The organism is Neobacillus sp. DZ-9, assembly GCF_059587065.1.
Map to the genome: position 1 here is coordinate 51718 of NZ_JCAIOL010000008.1, position 17170 is coordinate 68887.

At 37.6% G+C, this 17170-nt stretch carries 14 protein-coding genes and 1 riboswitch; of the genes, 6 read left to right on the top strand and 8 right to left on the bottom strand.

From position 1 onward, the window contains the following. Positions 1 to 163 precede the first annotated feature (163 nt). The 8 genes from acpS to AC59HZ_RS21315 form a co-directional block, all read right to left on the bottom strand. The gene (gene acpS, locus AC59HZ_RS21280; protein WP_430065315.1) at positions 164 to 532 is read right to left on the bottom strand and encodes a holo-ACP synthase; all 369 of its coding nucleotides are present in this window, start codon (positions 530 to 532) and stop codon (positions 164 to 166) included. 31 nt (positions 533 to 563) lie between these two features. Next, positions 564 to 1628, bottom strand: coding sequence for a 3-oxoacyl-ACP synthase III family protein (locus AC59HZ_RS21285; protein ID WP_496547778.1), 1065 nt, complete (start codon positions 1626 to 1628; stop codon positions 564 to 566). Continuing rightward, positions 1625 to 1855, bottom strand: coding sequence for a hypothetical protein (locus AC59HZ_RS21290; protein ID WP_430065320.1), 231 nt, complete (start codon positions 1853 to 1855; stop codon positions 1625 to 1627). The genes AC59HZ_RS21285 and AC59HZ_RS21290 overlap by 4 nt, the downstream gene beginning before the upstream one ends. A 98-nt stretch (positions 1856 to 1953) precedes the next feature. After that, positions 1954 to 3504, bottom strand: a complete 1551-nt coding sequence (locus AC59HZ_RS21295; protein ID WP_496547779.1) for an amino acid adenylation domain-containing protein — start codon at positions 3502 to 3504, stop codon at positions 1954 to 1956. 191 nt (positions 3505 to 3695) lie between these two features. Then, a complete protein-coding gene (locus tag AC59HZ_RS21300; RefSeq protein ID WP_430065324.1) occupies positions 3696 to 3929 on the bottom strand; it encodes an acyl carrier protein in 234 nt (77 codons plus the stop codon). A 28-nt stretch (positions 3930 to 3957) separates the two neighbouring features. Then, positions 3958 to 4590 (bottom strand): acetyltransferase, encoded by a 633-nt coding sequence (locus tag AC59HZ_RS21305; RefSeq protein ID WP_496547780.1) that lies wholly within the window; start codon positions 4588 to 4590, stop codon positions 3958 to 3960. 15 nt (positions 4591 to 4605) lie between these two features. Further along, the gene (locus tag AC59HZ_RS21310) at positions 4606 to 5775 is read right to left on the bottom strand and encodes an aminotransferase class I/II-fold pyridoxal phosphate-dependent enzyme (protein ID WP_496547781.1); all 1170 of its coding nucleotides are present in this window, start codon (positions 5773 to 5775) and stop codon (positions 4606 to 4608) included. 195 nt (positions 5776 to 5970) lie between these two features. Then, entirely contained in the window at positions 5971 to 7794 is a 1824-nt protein-coding gene (locus AC59HZ_RS21315) for a polysaccharide biosynthesis protein (RefSeq protein ID WP_496547782.1), read from the bottom strand. A 580-nt stretch (positions 7795 to 8374) separates the two neighbouring features. On the opposite strand from AC59HZ_RS21315, the gene AC59HZ_RS21320 reads away from it, so the two are divergent. From AC59HZ_RS21320 to AC59HZ_RS21345, 6 genes are all read left to right on the top strand, one after another. Beyond that, on the top strand, positions 8375 to 8728 hold the full coding sequence (locus AC59HZ_RS21320) for a helix-turn-helix domain-containing protein (protein WP_496547783.1): 354 nt from the start codon (positions 8375 to 8377) through the stop codon (positions 8726 to 8728). 88 nt (positions 8729 to 8816) lie between these two features. Further along, a riboswitch (SAM riboswitch) is annotated at positions 8817 to 8932 on the top strand. A gap of 81 nt (positions 8933 to 9013) precedes the next feature. After that, positions 9014 to 10126, top strand: a complete 1113-nt coding sequence (locus AC59HZ_RS21325; RefSeq protein WP_496547784.1) for a methionine biosynthesis PLP-dependent protein — start codon at positions 9014 to 9016, stop codon at positions 10124 to 10126. After that, entirely contained in the window at positions 10126 to 11301 is a 1176-nt protein-coding gene (metC, locus tag AC59HZ_RS21330) for a cystathionine beta-lyase (RefSeq protein WP_496547785.1), read from the top strand. Before AC59HZ_RS21325 ends, metC begins: the two co-directional genes overlap by 1 nt. A 14-nt stretch (positions 11302 to 11315) precedes the next feature. Continuing rightward, the gene (locus AC59HZ_RS21335; RefSeq protein ID WP_496547786.1) at positions 11316 to 13178 is read left to right on the top strand and encodes a bifunctional homocysteine S-methyltransferase/methylenetetrahydrofolate reductase; all 1863 of its coding nucleotides are present in this window, start codon (positions 11316 to 11318) and stop codon (positions 13176 to 13178) included. Then, positions 13156 to 16605, top strand: coding sequence for a methionine synthase (gene metH / locus AC59HZ_RS21340; RefSeq protein ID WP_496547787.1), 3450 nt, complete (start codon positions 13156 to 13158; stop codon positions 16603 to 16605). Before AC59HZ_RS21335 ends, metH begins: the two co-directional genes overlap by 23 nt. 140 nt (positions 16606 to 16745) lie before the next feature. Further along, positions 16746 to 17159, top strand: coding sequence for a MarR family winged helix-turn-helix transcriptional regulator (locus tag AC59HZ_RS21345; RefSeq protein WP_496547788.1), 414 nt, complete (start codon positions 16746 to 16748; stop codon positions 17157 to 17159). Positions 17160 to 17170: the final 11 nt, after the last annotated feature.

The window sequence follows — 17170 nt, forward strand, 5'->3', positions numbered from 1 at the left end:
ACCAGCCGATGTACAGAATTTCATTAATGTTCCGTTTTTGGTTTTTTCCATTTAATAAAAAAGAAAAGAAGTTGCGAAAGCTTAACTCCCTGGCAGTATTTTTACTCAATTATGTGTACAGTAAAAATTTGAAAAATGATTTATCTATAGCGTTAAGTTAAATTTATAACAGCACCACAACTGCTACAGCCGTTGTTTTATTATGGGATATTGAAATTTTATATTCTTGAATATTCATTTTTTTTGAATATTCAAGAGATCTATTGTGAAGTATCAGAAAAGGCATTCCATTTTCATTATTTAAAATTTCAATATCACTTGGTTGAATAAATTCATTAAATCCGCTTCCGAGTGCCTTTACCGTAGCTTCTTTTGCTGCAAATTTACCAGCTAGACTTTCTATTTTCCTTTTTGCTCCAAGCTTATTTGCAACGTCTAACTCATTTTTAGTGAAAATGTTCAATAGAGATTTTTCATAATCAAGAAGCTTAGAAATTCTATTTGTTTCAATAATATCAATGCCTATATACATAGAAAATTTCCCCAATCCAATTTATGCAAATCTAATATTCAATGATATTGCAGAAGTCTAAATTCCCTAGTTCGATCATCATTGAACTCCATGTCAACCCTGCCCCAAAACCAGCTAGACAAATCTTGTAGGACCTATCTTGCAGCTGCTCACCAAGATGGAATGTAATGGTTGTCGGAATTGTCACACTACTTGAGTTTCCGAAATTAGTAACAATATCATTTGGCATTTTCTCATAGGGAATTTCCATACTATCCGCTAACTTTTTAAGCATGAACTTATTAGGTTGGTGAAACATAAAATAATCGACATCGGCCTTGTTAACTTTACTTATATCTAATAAATCACTTACCATTGGTGGAACTTCTGTTTGAACAAAATTAAATACACTTGTTCCATCCATTATTAAGTCATCCTTACTCCTAAGGTTTCCATCACCTGTGTCTTCCAATTCACTAGTTTCCTGTGTAGAAGGCATCCTTAATCCTCCAGCTGGAATAATTAAAGAATTGGCTTTGCTCCCGTCCATCTTAATGTTGCAGTATATCGGAACATTTTGATCTCCTCTTTCAACAATCGTCACAGAAGCTGCATCACCTACGAGCGGATAACTATTGCGGTCCTTTGATGACGTCTTTCTGCTTAATACATCGGCATTTAATAACACTACTTTTTTAATGGAGTCTTGTTCTAAAAGCATAAAAGCCTGAATCAAGCCCAATAAATATCCGGCACAACCTTGATTAATGTCCATACAAATCATGTCTTGTTTAAGATCAAGCCTCCCTTGGATAATGTTACTGGTAGGAGGTATGAAATGATCGGGAGTCTGTGTTACTAGTATTAAAGCGTCTATGTCGTCTTTCTTTAAAAAATTTGATTCAATTAAATGTTCTAAGCCAAAAACGCATAAATCTGAAACACATGTCTCTTCGTCTACGATTCGATGCTTATTAAACCCCATAATTTTTTTCAATCTTAAGGATTTTTCAATAGGAAAGTTATAATTGGCAGCTTCATCATCGAAATTTACTTCATTTTTAGGAAGAACTGTCAATACGCCTGTTATTTTTTTATTTTGAAATGTTAGGTTCATAAAGTACCACCACTCTTTAATATAAGTTTTTTGATAGATTCGATATCTTCAAAATTCTCAGGAACTATATCAGTTCCATTTATTGATATGTGGAAAGATTCATCCAGCATTGAAACAAGCGTAATGATATCCAGTGAATCTAGGAACCCATTTTGAATAAAGTTGCTTGAATTTTGAAAGTTAAATTCAGGTCTTATCTCTTCTAACATTCTTAAAACCTTTTCCATGTTAATCTCCTTTTATAAATAAGAAACCAATGTTTCCCATAAAATATGTCTTATTACATTCAGACACTTTGACAAAGTAATCATTAACTGCTTTTAGATTACCTTTGTTCAATAGGAAATCCTCTGTTCATGTAAATCTCTTTCAATAAAACCCGATCAATTTTTCCATTTGGATTTAAGGGCAAATGATCTAATTGGATGATTGTAGTTGGTATCATATATTTAGGTACCAAATTCATCAATTGTCTTCTAATATCAGAAACAGCTAAATTATTTTCTGATTCATATACTAAAACAATTCCCTTTTTTTCATGATCATATAGAACACATGCATTAAAAATGGAGTCCAGGCTTATAGCTGCCATTTCTATTTCCCCAAGTTCAATCCTGTAACCCATATGTTTAATTTGTGTATCTTTTCTACCAACATAAATGATTTCTTCATATTCATTTATATAGACTAAATCACCGGTTTTATAAATTTTTTCCTGATAGTTACTGTTTAAGGGGTTTTGGATAAAGCTTGCATTCGTTTTTACCGGATCATTCCAATAGCCCAAAGCTAAAGAACTACCTTTTACACATAACTCCCCAATTTCATTAACCCCAGCCTCTTTGTTATCATCATTTATAATAATGATATTACTGTTACGGCACGGCTTGCCTATTGGTAATGGATCATTATCATCAAAGTCGCGATCAACTATATAATATGCGCAATCAACAGTAATTTCAGTGGGGCCATATAAATTAGCATATAAGGCACTAGGTAAATTTCTTCTCCAATAATTAAGCTGCTTAGTAGGCATTACTTCTCCGGCAAATAGAATTTTCGTTAAGCTAAAATTCGACATTTGACTTAAAATATCAAAATTTGCTATATTTATTAAGATAGAAGGAACCCAAAATATGAAGTTAATATTTAGTTCGTTAATGTATTCCATTAATTTTATAGGAAATGCAAAATACTGTTCCGGAATGATTACTAAAGTACAACCGGCAGCCATGGAAAGATAAATATCCAGAGTTGAGTTATCAAAGTAAAAAGGTGCCTGATTACCAATAATCGTTTTGTCGTCTATATTAAAAGTTATCTTTGCCCATTCAATATAATCGATAACACCTCTATGTGAAATGACAACCCCTTTTGGAACTCCCGTTGACCCAGAGGTATAAATTGTGTAAATCGGATCTGTATCGATCATATTAAATGAAATATGCTCTTCAAAAGACATTGCAAAATTATCCGGTTCTTCATCTATATCCTCAACTTGTACAAATAGATGTTCAGCTACACCATATGAAAGTAAAATACTTCTATAATGTTTATTTGTAACTATTATTGATGGATTAAGATTAGATAATATTGCATTTATTCTTGTTTCAGGGGATTTCACATCCATAGGTACATAAAAGTTCCCGCTGTTGATCGTACCCATAAAGGAAACAATGGCATCCAATCCTTTTGGCAAAAAAATAGCAATTGGTAGATTACGACTTTTTGTTTTTGTTTGTATAATAAATCCTAACCATTTTGATTTTAATTCTAATTCATGAAACGTGATACTTCTTTCCCCATCAATGATTGCTGGCTTATTAGGATATTTTATTGCCGTCTCTTTTAAATATTCTAGTGCATTGATTTTCAAATTATATTTCTCCTCTTACAAATTATTCTTTTTCATTGCGAATAATCCTAAACCCTTAAAGAAGCCAAAACAATTTATCTCTGATATCAAAAGCCAATTTTCCCCTTTTGAAAGTGTACTTAGGGGGCGAACATAATACCGAAATTTTGGTGAAGAGAAATAAAAATATAATTAATGGTACATGAATCGTTTTAAACTTTTAAACCGTCTTCCACTAAATCAATAATGTCTCCAACTTTTTGACAGTTTCTAAGGGATTCTGGGTCTATACTTTTTTCAAACTCCTCTTTAATAAGAGAAAAAATCTCCAATCTGCCCAAGGAATCCCAGCCATCCAATTCATCTAAAACAGTATCAATTGTTAATACATTTTCCTCCTCATATAAAGCCTCAGCGATTTTTTGAATAAATTCCTCTATTTTCATTTTGATCTCCCTTTCTAAATTTAAATTCTTAATTAACCTTAACCGCTGGATTGCCAAATACTGTTGTATTTTCTTTTACCTTACGTGTTACTACACTTCCTGCACCTACTATTGCATTGTTTTGAATATGAATACTTGGCAAAACGGCTGCACTTCCGCCAAGAAAAACAGAGTCTTCTATACTAACGTTTCCCATTACATTACAATGGTCACAAATAGTGCAGCCACTGCCTACTTTTGCATCATGTCCTATAATTGAGAAGCTCATTAATGTAACAAAATCACCAATAGCACTGTTGTTAGAAACAATTGAATAAGGAGCTAATATAACACCTGTCCCTAAAACAGCATTTTCTGCAACTACTGCTGTAGGATGAATTAAATTTGTAAATTTAGCACCTTTTTGTAAAAGTTGATTACAAATACGAAGTTTATCCTTTGGGTTCCCAATCGCACATACTAAATAATCCTCTTTTTGAGGTTCAAATTCCTCAATTGAGGATACGACCTTATTATCAATACTTAATCCATTAAGAGCATCTGGGTTATCATCAATGAAAGCTATTTCCTCCCATAAGATATTCTCTTTTTGAATTTGCTCAGCCCAAAATAATACTTCGTTACCAAAACCTCCGGCACCAACGATCAATAATCTTTTCATACTTAAGATTTCTCCTCACAAAAAGTTTATTTGTTTTACTCTTTTTTTGATACAGTTAATCACTCTCATTTGTTCTTCAATTGTCATACTAGAACCGGATGGTAAGCATATTCCCGTTTTAAAAAGCTTTTCGGAAACACTCCCATTCTTGTAATGCGGAAAGTACTTGCAATTACTGAATAGCGGCTGCATGTGGAGCGGCTTCCAAACATGTCTAGCCTCAATATTCTCCGAATCTAATGACGATAGTAATTCTTCGTTGGTAACACCGAGTCTATTTGCATCTATGGTTAATGCCGTTAACCACCGAGTCGAAAAAGTTCCGGCCAATTCCGGCATAAACGAAACTCCGGGAAGCTGGGCTAATTCCTTTTGATAAGTTTCAAAGATTTTCCTTCTGGCATCGACTCTTTCTCCTAATACCTCTAATTGACTTCTGCCGATTCCAGCCAAAATATTGCTCATGCGATAGTTATACCCGATTTCACTATGCTGATAATGCAGAGCAGGATCCTTCGATTGAGTGGCTAAAAACCGGGCTTTACCTATTGCTTCAGAATTATTAGAAATAAGCATGCCTCCGCCCGATGTTGTAATAATTTTATTGCCATTAAACGAATAAATACCAAATTCTCCGAATGTACCGCTAACTTTTCCTTTATATTTGGCACCAAGGGATTCTGCAGCATCCTCTATTATGGGAACACTGTATTGCTGACAAATGGAAACAAGCTCATCCATTTTGGCAGATTGTCCGTAAAGATTTACGACGATGACGGCTTTTGGCAGTTTACCGGAAGCAACAGCATTCACAAATGCATCCTTCAGTGCTGATGGAGACATATTCCAGGTAGTCGGTTCTGAGTCAATAAATACTGGCTCTGCCCCCTGATATAAGATTGGATTGGCGGACGCTACAAAAGTAAGACTTGAGCAAAATACGGTATCTCCTTTTTGGACATCCAATAAAGAAAGTGCCAAATGAATCGCAGCGGTTCCTGAACTAACAGAAACAGCACTCTTGACACCAGTATATCTGGCTATTTCCATTTCGAAAGCATCGACATTTGGACCTAGAGGTGCAACCCAATTTGATGCGAATGCATCATTAATATATTTCTGTTCTCTTCCGCTCATATGGGGCGGGGAAAGAAAAATTCTCCTTTGCTTTGTTTTAACTACCAAATTATAGGCCCCCAATCATCTTGCATTTCATACTTTTATTCCGGGTTCTTCCAGGAAGAAATAAATTCACATGACAAAAATAATTCTAGTTAATTATCATTCCGGCTATCTGGGAATCTTCTGGAAATTTTTGTTCATCAATATACCCATCAGGATTATTTAATTGCCATCTCCAGGAATCAGTACATATGATTGTTATACCGAAATAGAAATTTGTGACTTACCCTCTTTTTGATTGGCAAGTTGAATAAGCCTTTCCTTAATTTCCTCTTTCTCAAGGCCTGAGAAGATAGTAAGAAATTCTTCTATTTCTTGTATATATAGTTTTGAGCTTTTGCCAATATAAATTTTCGGATAGATTTGTTTATTATGAACTTCATCATTATTTAACAACTCCTCAAAAAGCTTCTCACCCGCACGCACCCCCGTATATTCAATTCCGATTTCTTCAACAGAATTTCCGGATAATTTAATTAGATTTCGTGCAAGGTCGACAATTTTTACTGGCTCTCCCATATCTAAAACAAATATTTCCCCTCCCTCAGCAAGAGCTCCTGCCTGAATCACAAGCCTTGAGGCTTCTGGTATCGTCATGAAATAACGAATCATTTCTGGATGAGTAACGGTAACCGGTCCGCCTTTTTCAATCTGCCTTTTGAATAAGGGAATGACGCTGCCTCTGCTCCCAAGCACATTGCCAAACCGAACTGCAACGAAATTCGTCTTACTTCCCTTACCAACGGACTGCACGACCATTTCAGCCAATCTTTTTGTTGCGCCCATTACACTTGTTGGATTGACTGCTTTGTCCGTTGAGATCATGACAAAGGTTTTGACGCCATTCCAGCTTGAAGCATTTGCAACATTCATTGTTCCAATAACATTATTTTTTACAGCTTCCTCAGGATTACGTTCCATCAAAGGTACATGTTTATGGGCGGCTGCATGGTAAACTACATCCGGTTGATGAGTACGCATCACCAAGTCTATTTTTTCTGCATCCTGGATATCAGCTATTTCAGTAATAAATTCAATGGATAAATCAGTATATACTTCCTTCAATTCCATCTCTATCTTATAAATACTGTTTTCACCATGTCCTAATAGAATCAACTTTTTGGGCCTGAACTGTACAATTTGGCGGCAAATTTCTGATCCAATTGAGCCGCCCGCCCCCGTCACCAACACTGTCTTATCTGTAAGGTAATATGAAATCTTTTCAATATCCAAATCGATAGGATCTCTGCCTAATAGATCCTCTACTTGAACATCACGGAACTGACTAACTGAAACCTTCCCCGTGACTATATCCTCAAGCATAGGTAGGATTTGCGTTTTAGCAGGTGTTTTAGCACATTCCTGAAAAATAATATTTAACTCTTTTCTGCCTAATGAAGGAATGGCAATAACAATATTATCAATGCGAAGTTCATTAACAACCTGAACAATAGAGTTTACTCCCCCAACAACTGGTATTCCTAAAATATCTAATTGCTGTTTGTGAAGATCATCATCAATAAACCCAACAGGAAATAGATCCGCCCCTTGATTTTTAATGAGCTGCCGGGCCACCATTGTCCCTGCTGAACCCGCGCCAACAATTAAAGTCCGTTTTTTATTATGGTTATTATTAATAAGCGAATCACGGTACAGTCTCCAAAAAAAACGGGATCCACCAATTAAAAAAATATGGAGAAACCATGTGTTTACTAGTAGACGAAACTGTATTTCAAGAGTGAAAAACTTCTGAAGTAAAGCTGCCACAATAATTGATGCAGTTACCACCTTAAATATAATTAGCAATTCTCCTATACTCGCATACTCCCAAGCTTTTTTATACAGTTTAAAATATAGCGAGAATAGGTGATGGCTAACTAGGATAGTTAAAGAAGTGACAATAATCGAAAAAGTAATGACATGTACAGTTGCATCTACCAAGAATCTGCTGAAAAAAATTGCGGTTAAGACAATACAGGAATCAACTAAAAAAAATAGAGACACTCTCTGTCGGTAAGTCATACTTTCTCCCCTTTGAATAGAGTAATTAAAATTAAAGATTTTGATTATCCATCTTCTTAAAGTAAGGATCATCAAAATCTTTAATCGGTAATAGTAGGGCATCAAACCCTCCCTCACATCACACTCCCGACGACGAAACGCGTCTAAGGTATTTTGCAACCCACAGCATGACCGAGTGCCTTCATTGATAATGGTAAGAAGACATCACCTATTATTAATAGAACACCTCGTTTTTAATATAGAACAATTCAGATAAAAAAATTTTTACCTTTACCCTTTAATTTTTTTGTTCCAGCTATAAGTTTATTCTGTATAAAGAACATTATAATCCCTTTATAAAAAAATGCAAATTAAAAAAAGTTGAAATTCGTTTACTTTTCCATGATAACCAGCATATATCTATCATTTTTTTGCATTTTCATATAAATATGTTCTTTAAATAGAACGAATTATATAGTATACTATTTTTACCAAAGAATGCTTAATTGAATAATGTTTTTCGTTTGAGCGAACAGTTAACTTGCTAGATTTATAACATTTTTACTACATATAAAATAAATATGGTAATGAGGAGAAACTTATGATTGGAGAGCGTATAAAGAAATTAAGAGAAGAAAAAAAATTTTCGATTACAGAGCTGGCAGAGTTAGCAAATGTCTCTAAATCTTATTTAAGCTATATTGAGCGTAATCTTAATAAAAACCCTTCTATTCATTTTTTAATGAAGCTGGCAAAGCCTTTAGATGTTTCCATGGAGTTTTTACTAACGGGATTGGATCAGTCTGATAATCCTTCGAGTCCAAATGGGAAGGAACTACTGGACGAGGAGTGGCAATTTATTATCGAAAAAGCCATTAATGATGGCATGAATAAGGATGACTTTAAAGAATATATAAACTTTATTAAATTTAAAAACTGGGAAAAAAGAAGATGAAAGCGCTTTAATCAATTAAATGGTTAAAAAACCAATTGACACAATGTCCTCTTTGTAGTAAATTTTATAAAAAGTCAAAATATTTATTTTCTTATCAAGAGAGGTTGAGGGAATGGCCCGAAGACACCTCAGCAACCTTCAATGTATTTTTCATTGAAAAGGTGCTAAGTCCTGCAAATTATTGGTTAATTTGCTAGATAAGAAGAATGACAATGTGGTCGTTTAGCAAAAGTCTTCTTCTTATAAGAAGGCTTTTTTTATTTATATAAACAAGGAGTGTGCATTATGTACAAAATTGATACGAAATTAGCTCAAATTGGAAATCGAAGTGAGACTGTAACTGGAACCGTTAACCCGCCTGTTTATTTTTCAACTGCCTTCCGCCACGAGGGGATTGGGCAATCAACTGGGTTTGATTATATCAGAACCGGAAATCCAACACGCCAGCTTCTTGAAAAGACAATCGCGGATTTAGAAGGCGCTGATCAAGGGTTTGCCTGCAGCTCTGGGATGGCCGCTATATTAACGATTCTTGCCTTATTTGAATCCGGTGATGAATGGCTTGTAAGCGAGGATTTATACGGCGGAACCTACCGTCTATTAGAAAAAGGCTATAAAAAGTGGGGCTTGAACAGCCAATATGTGAATACGTGTTGTCCGGAAGAGATCGAAAAGAAAATTACTCCGCAAACAAAGGCTATTTTCCTTGAGACTCCAACCAATCCGCTTATGCAGGAATCCGATATTGCTGAAGTATCCAAGATTGCCAAAAAGCACGGGATTCTCCTGATTGTTGACAATACTTTCTATACTCCTCTATTGCAGCAGCCGATTGCACTTGGTGCAGATATCGTTATCCACAGTGCAACGAAATATTTAGGCGGACATAATGATGTTCTTGCCGGGCTAGTTGTCGCAAAAGGCAAAGAACTTTGTGAAGCATTGGCCTTCCATCATAATGGCGCGGGTGCTGTCTTAAGTCCTTTTGATTCCTGGTTATTAATGCGCGGAATGAAGACTTTATCGCTTCGGATGAAACAGCATGAGAAGAATGCAAAGGCTGTGGTTGAATATCTTTCTAATCATGAAGGAGTAACAGATGTCCTCTATCCAGGAAGAGGCGGAATGGTTTCCTTCCGTGTTAAAGACGAATCGTGGGTTAATCCATTTTTACAAAATTTAAAACTGATTAGTTTTGCTGAGAGCTTAGGCGGCACCGAAAGCTTTATCACTTATCCAGCAACGCAAACCCATGCGGATATTCCAGAAGAAATTAGAATTCAGTCCGGTGTATGTAATCGTTTGTTGCGTTTCTCTGTTGGGATTGAAGATGCGGAGGATATCATTTTTGATTTGGAGCAGGCATTAGCCAAAGTTAACGAAGGAGTGATTGTGTAATGGAGACTGAAGAATATTGTTTTGAAACGAAGCTTCTTCATAACCGGCATAAATTTGATCCCGCTACAGGAGCTGTCAGTGTACCGATTCAGCATGCATCAACCTTTCATCAATTTGATATTGATAGTTTCGGAAAATATGATTATGCCCGCAGTTTAAACCCAACTCGTGAAGCGCTTGAGGATGTGATTGCGGAGCTCGAAGGCGGAATTAAAGGCTTTGCCTTTTCTTCCGGAATGGCTGCGATTTCGACTGCATTTCTACTTTTATCTTCTGGTGATCATGTTGTGATCACTGAAGATGTTTATGGCGGTACGTTCCGTATGGTTACTGAGGTGCTTACTCGTTTTGGAATTGAGCATACTTTTGTCGATATGACTGATTTGGATCAAGTGAAACAAGCCATTAAACCGAATACGAAGGCATTTTATGTGGAAACTCCATCGAATCCTTTATTAAAAGTAACGGACATTCAGGCAATTAGTGTGCTTGCGAAAGAAATTAAAGCTTTAACCTTTGTGGATAATACTTTTCTTACACCAGCATTACAAAAGCCTTTAGAGCTAGGCGCGGATGTTGTTCTCCATAGTGCGACCAAGTTTTTATCCGGACATAGTGATGTTGTGGCTGGCCTTGCTGTGGTAAAGGACGAAAATTTGGCAAAGCGGCTATATTTCTTACAAAATTCCTTCGGTGCTGTTCTAGGAGTTCAAGATGCCTGGCTGGTGCTTAGAGGACTGAAGACGCTTCATGTCCGGTTGGAGCACTCCCAAAAATCCACATTAAAGATTGCCCAGTTTTTACAGGATAATCCGCTTGTTAAAAAGGTTTATTATCCTGGTTTGGAAGACCACCCTGAATTTGAATTACAGAAGTCCCAGGCTGAGGGAGCAGGCGCTGTTTTATCGTTTGAGCTGGATGATGAAGAAGCGGTCCGCTCGTTTGTTTCAAATGTAAAAATCCCTGTCTTTGCAGTTAGCCTTGGCGCAGTGGAATCGATTTTATCGTATCCGGCAAAAATGTCCCATGCTGCCATGCCGCAGGCAGAAAGAGAAAAGCGTGGAATCAAAAATAGTTTGCTGCGGCTATCTGTTGGATTAGAAAACCCTGATGACATAATAAAGGATTTTTCACAGGCCCTAGCGAAGCAGTACCAAAATGATTTGGTTTATTAACAAGGAGAATGTATATGAGCTTTTTAGAAAAATTAAAAAATCAAATCTTAATAGCCGACGGGGCCATGGGTACATTATTGTATTCGTTCGGTAAGGATAGTTGTTTAGAGGAATTGAACCTTTCCCAGCCAGACCACATCCAAAATATTCATAGGGCTTATATTTATGCCGGTGCTGACGTTATTCAAACTAATACTTATGCCGCAAACTATTTAAAGCTGCAAAGGTATGGTTTAGAGGATTCTGTTAAGGAAATTAACAGTGCTGCAGTTTCTATTGCCAAAAAGGCAGCAGCCCAAAATAGTACTTACGTTCTTGGAACAATTGGTGGAAATCGAGGTGTTAAGCCAGATTCCATTACGTTAGAAGAATTAAAGCGCAGCTTTCGGGAGCAATTATATTGCCTCCTTCTTGAAGGTGTGGATGGATTATTGCTTGAAACCTTTTACGATTTTGAAGAACTTGAAACGGTTCTAACCATAGCCAGAAAGGAAACAAAGCTACCGATTATTGCGCAGGTATCCCATCAAGAGCCTGGATTTTTACAGGACCGGACTCCTGTCAATGACGCATTAAAAAGACTTGAAGCTCTTGGAGCGGATATCGTCGGTCTTAATTGCCGGCTTGGCCCCCATCATATGTTATTAGCTTTGGAGCAGGTCGAATTGCCTGAACGTGCCTTTCTTTCCGCCTATCCAAATGCTAGTCTCCCTGCCTATACGGATGGAAAGTTCCATTATACCGAGGGAGATGGAACTTATTTCCGCAATTCCGCAAAAGCGTTCCGTACACAGGGAGTACGGCTGCTTGGCGGCTGCTGCGGAACAACGCCTGAACACATTAGAGCTTTTGCAGAAGAATTAAAGAATAGTGTTCCGGTTACTGAAAAAATAGTACAATTAAAACCAAAGAAGATCATTGTTGAACCACCAGTAAGGGAGCACACTCCTCTGCAAGAAATTGTGAAAGAGAGAACATCGGTTATTGTAGAATTAGACCCACCTAGAAAGCTGGATGCCACAAAGTTTTTCGAAGGGGCTAAAGCGTTGAAGGAAGCAGGCATTGATTCTATTACTCTGGCGGATAATTCTCTTGCTACAGTTCGAATTTCCAATGAATCATTGGGATATCTAGTGAAAGAACAATTAGGAATGCGGCCGCTTATCCACATCGCTTGCCGAGATCGAAATATTATCGGCTTGCAATCCCATTTAATGGGCCTTCATACGCTGGGTATGCATGATGTTTTAGCCATTACAGGCGACCCAGCAAGAGTAGGAGATTTTCCGGGTGCGTCTTCCGTTTATGATGTGTCTTCATTTGAACTAATCAAAATGATTAAGCAAATGAACGAAGGCTTGTCATATTCCGGAAAGGACTTGGGACAGAAAACGGCTTTTAGCATTGCTGCTGCCTTTAATCCCAATGTCCGCTCGCTTGAAAAAGCTGTCAAGCGATTGGAGAAAAAGGTTGAATTCGGGGCCGATTACTTTATCTCTCAGCCTGTTTTTTCAGAAGAAAAGTTACTTGAAGTCTATGAAAATACGAAGCATTTAGATGCACCTATCTATATTGGCCTTATGCCGTTAACAGGCAGCAAGAATGCAGAGTTCCTTCATAATGAAGTACCGGGGATCAAAATTGCTGATTCCATACGTGAACAAATGGCCAATATGAACGATAATCCGCTGGCAGCAACCCGCCTGGGAATTGACATAACAAAGTCATTAATTGATGCAGCATTAGATTTATTCAACGGGATTTATTTAATTACACCGTTTTTACGTTATGAATTAACCGCTGAGCTTGCTCAATATGCCAATCAGCGGGCAAGTGAAGTGAGGAGGAACAACATTGCCGAAAACATCATTTACTGATCAGTTAAAGAAACGAATCCTCGTTATGGACGGAGCTATGGGAACAATGCTCCAGCGTGTCAACCTTACCGCTGATGATTTTGGCGGTGAGGAATTGGAAGGATGTAATGAAAACCTGAATCTGACCGCCCCTTCTGTTATTGCCAACATACATCGGGAATATCTTGAATCTGGAGCCGACATCATTGAAACAAATACATTTGGCGCTACAAGCATCGTCCTTGATGAGTATGGACTCGGCTATAAAGCCTATGAAATTAATAAAATCGCTGCAATGATCGCAATTGGCGAAGTGCAAAAAGTTTATTCCGAAGAATGGCCTCGTTATGTTGCTGGTTCTATGGGGCCCACTACGAAAACGTTAAGCGTTACAGGCGGAACAACCTTTGATGAACTTACAGCCAGCTACGAGGAACAAGCTCTAGGCTTAATTGATGGCGGTGTGGACCTGCTCCTTCTTGAAACCAGCCAGGATATGTTGAATGTAAAAGCTGGATTCGCAGGGATCCAAAGTGCTTTTTCCAAGACCGGAACAACACTTCCAATTGTGATATCAGGAACGATTGAGCCAATGGGAACGACTCTTGCGGGACAATCAATTGAGGCTTTCTTTATATCGATTGAGCATATGAATCCTGTTGCCGTTGGACTAAACTGTGCTACAGGACCGGAGTTCATGCAGGATCATATTCGTTCTTTATCAGAGCTTGCTACAACAGCAGTAAGCTGTTACCCTAATGCCGGTTTGCCAGATGAAGAAGGACACTACCACGAAACGCCGGAAATTCTGGCGAAAAAATTATCTGATTTTGCTGCTCATGGCTGGCTTAATATAGTCGGGGGTTGTTGTGGTACCACACCTGAACATATTAAAGCAATATCTGAGGCTATGAAAAACTTTAAACCTAGAGAAACAAAACAATCTACTGTACACATGGTTTCTGGTATTGAACCTTTTGTTTATGATGATCCTACATTAAGACCTATCATGGTTGGTGAAAGGACAAACGTAATTGGCTCTCGTAAATTTAAACGATTAATTACCGAAGGAAAATTTGAAGAAGCTTCTGAAGTTGCCCGCGCGCAGGTTAAGGGCGGAGCGCATGTTATTGATATTTGCCTTGCTGATCCAGACCGTGACGAAATCGTTGATATGGAGAATTTTATTAAGGAGGTAGTAAAGAAGGTTAAGGTTCCTCTTGTTATAGATTCTACCGATGAAAAGGTTATTGAAAAGGCGCTTAAATATTCTCAAGGTAAAGCAATTATTAATTCGATTAATCTTGAGGACGGAGAAGAGCGTTTTGAAGCGGTTGTACCATTAATACACAAATATGGCGCTGCAGTAGTCGTAGGTACCATTGATGAGAAAGGCATGGGAGTTACAGCAGAACGAAAGCTTGAGATTGCCAAACGTTCCCATGACCTTTTGGTGAACAAATACGGTCTTAAATCCCAGGATTTAATTTTTGATCCACTTGTTTTTCCAGTTGGTACGGGAGATGAGCAATACATTGGTTCTGCTAAGGCAACAGTTGAAGGGATTAGGTTAATTAAGGAGGAGCTTCCCGGAGTTCAGACCATACTTGGAATAAGTAATGTTTCTTTCGGTTTACCGCCAGTTGGAAGAGAAATATTAAATTCTGTGTTCCTATATCACTGTACACAGGCTGGCCTCGATTATGCCATCGTAAACACTGAGAAGCTTGAACGCTTTGCATCTATTTCAAAAGAGGAAGTAAAGTTAGCAGATGATCTTTTATTTACGACAACAGATGAAACATTAGCTACTTTTACGGAGTTTTATCGTGGCAAAAAGAAAGAAGCAAAGAGTACTTTACCAGATATGACCCTAGAAGAGCGTCTCTCGTATTATGTTGTTGAAGGCACAAAAGAAGGTTTGCTTCCTGACTTGGATCAAGCGCTTAAGGTGTACCCTGCACCACTTGATATAATTAATGGTCCGTTAATGAACGGCATGAAGGAAGTTGGCCGTCTTTTTAATGACAATCAACTTATAGTGGCTGAGGTACTGCAAAGTGCTGAGGTAATGAAAGCATCAGTTGCTTTTTTAGAGCCCCACATGGAAAAAGGCGATGTCTCTGCATCAAAAGGGAAAGTTATATTAGCAACGGTTAAAGGTGATGTTCATGACATCGGGAAAAACCTTGTTGATATCATTCTGAGCAATAATGGCTATAATGTGGTTGACTTAGGAATTAAAGTGACTCCGACTGAATTGGTTCAAGCTATCAAAAATGAAAAACCAGATATGGTTGGACTTTCTGGTTTGCTAGTAAAATCGGCGCAGCAAATGGTGTTAACAGCACAAGACATGAAGGAAGCAGGACTTTCCATGCCTATTCTAGTTGGCGGTGCTGCACTTTCCCGTAAGTTTACAGATACAAAAATTGCTAAAGAGTACGATGGACTAGTGCTTTATGCTAAAGATGCCATGACCGGATTGTCACTTGCTAATCAGCTGCAATCACCTGAAGAACATCAAAAACTCCTTGTTGAAAAACAAGAAAAATTGGCAGCAGCTGAAATTCCAAGAGATATTCCAAGTCGGTCTGCTGTGTCTGTTGCCGTAAAACCAAAGCCATCTGTTTCTACAAAAGTGCCAGTTTTTACTCCAATGGATACAAAAAGACATATCTTAAGGTCTTATTCTTTATCACATATTGAGCCTTATATAAATATGCAAATGCTTATTGGACATCACCTTGGAGTTAAAGGAAAAATCGCCAAATTAATCGCTGAAAAAGATGAAAAAGCTTTAAAAGTAAAAGAAGTGGTTGATCAATTGCTTGCTGATGCGACTGCAAACAATTGGATTACACCTCAAGCTCTTTATCAGTTTTTCCCTGCTCAATCAGAAGGGAATAAGGTAAATATTTATAATCCGGAAAATCCAGAGGAAATCATTGAAACGTTTGATTTCCCTAGACAAGAGTCTGAGCCTCATCTTTGTTTGGCGGATTTTATTAAATCGGTTGATAGTGGAGTTAAGGATTATGTTGGTTTCTTCACTGTCACTGCTGGAAGAGGCATTCGTGAGAAAGCTGACGAATTTAAAGCCGCAGGTCGATTCCTTGAAAGTCATGCACTTCAGTCATTGGCACTAGAAACAGCAGAGGGTTTTGCCGAATTAATTCACCGGCAGATGCGTGACCGCTGGGGCTTCCCTGATCCACTAAACTTTACAATGCAAGACCGGTTCGCCGCAAAATATCAAGGTCAGCGATTCTCGTTCGGTTATCCGGCCTGTCCTGATTTAGAAGATCAGAAAAAATTATTTAAACTAATTAAACCTGAAGAAATCGGTATTGAATTGACTGAAGGCTGCATGATGGAACCTGAGGCTTCTGTTTCAGCCATGGTGTTTGCACATCCAGAAGCTAGGTATTTTAATGTTTTGAGATAAATTAGTTAGATGATTTTTTTCCGCGGATTATATTTCCGCGGATTTTTTATTATATTCCACAAAACACACTTACCTTGACATTTTTCAATTAAAGGAATATAGTTACCTAGGTAACTAATTATTTTTGGAGTGAATCCACATTGAATACCCACGAATTGTTCCATACACTGCATCAGCTTTCACGTCATCTTACCAATAAACTGAATGAGGCATTGAAGCCATTAGGATTATACGGCTCACAATGGTCGGTCATCTTCGTTTTAAAAACAAAAGGTTCCTTATCTCAAAAAGAAATATGTGATTACCTGTTTGTCGAAGCACCGCCAATGACCCGCACCATTCAGCGACTAGTTAAACAAGGATATGTCAGACAGGTGCAAGGCAAAGACAAGCGCGAGAAAATCATTCAATTAACTGACCTGGCATTGTCTGAATACCCAAATTGGGAAAAAGCCGTTTTTGAATCAAATGAATTTTTATTAGATAATTTTCCACTATCTTCACAGGAAGAGCTATTAAGTTTGCAAAAAAGCTGGTTACAGCAGCTTAAATAAGGAGTGCAACA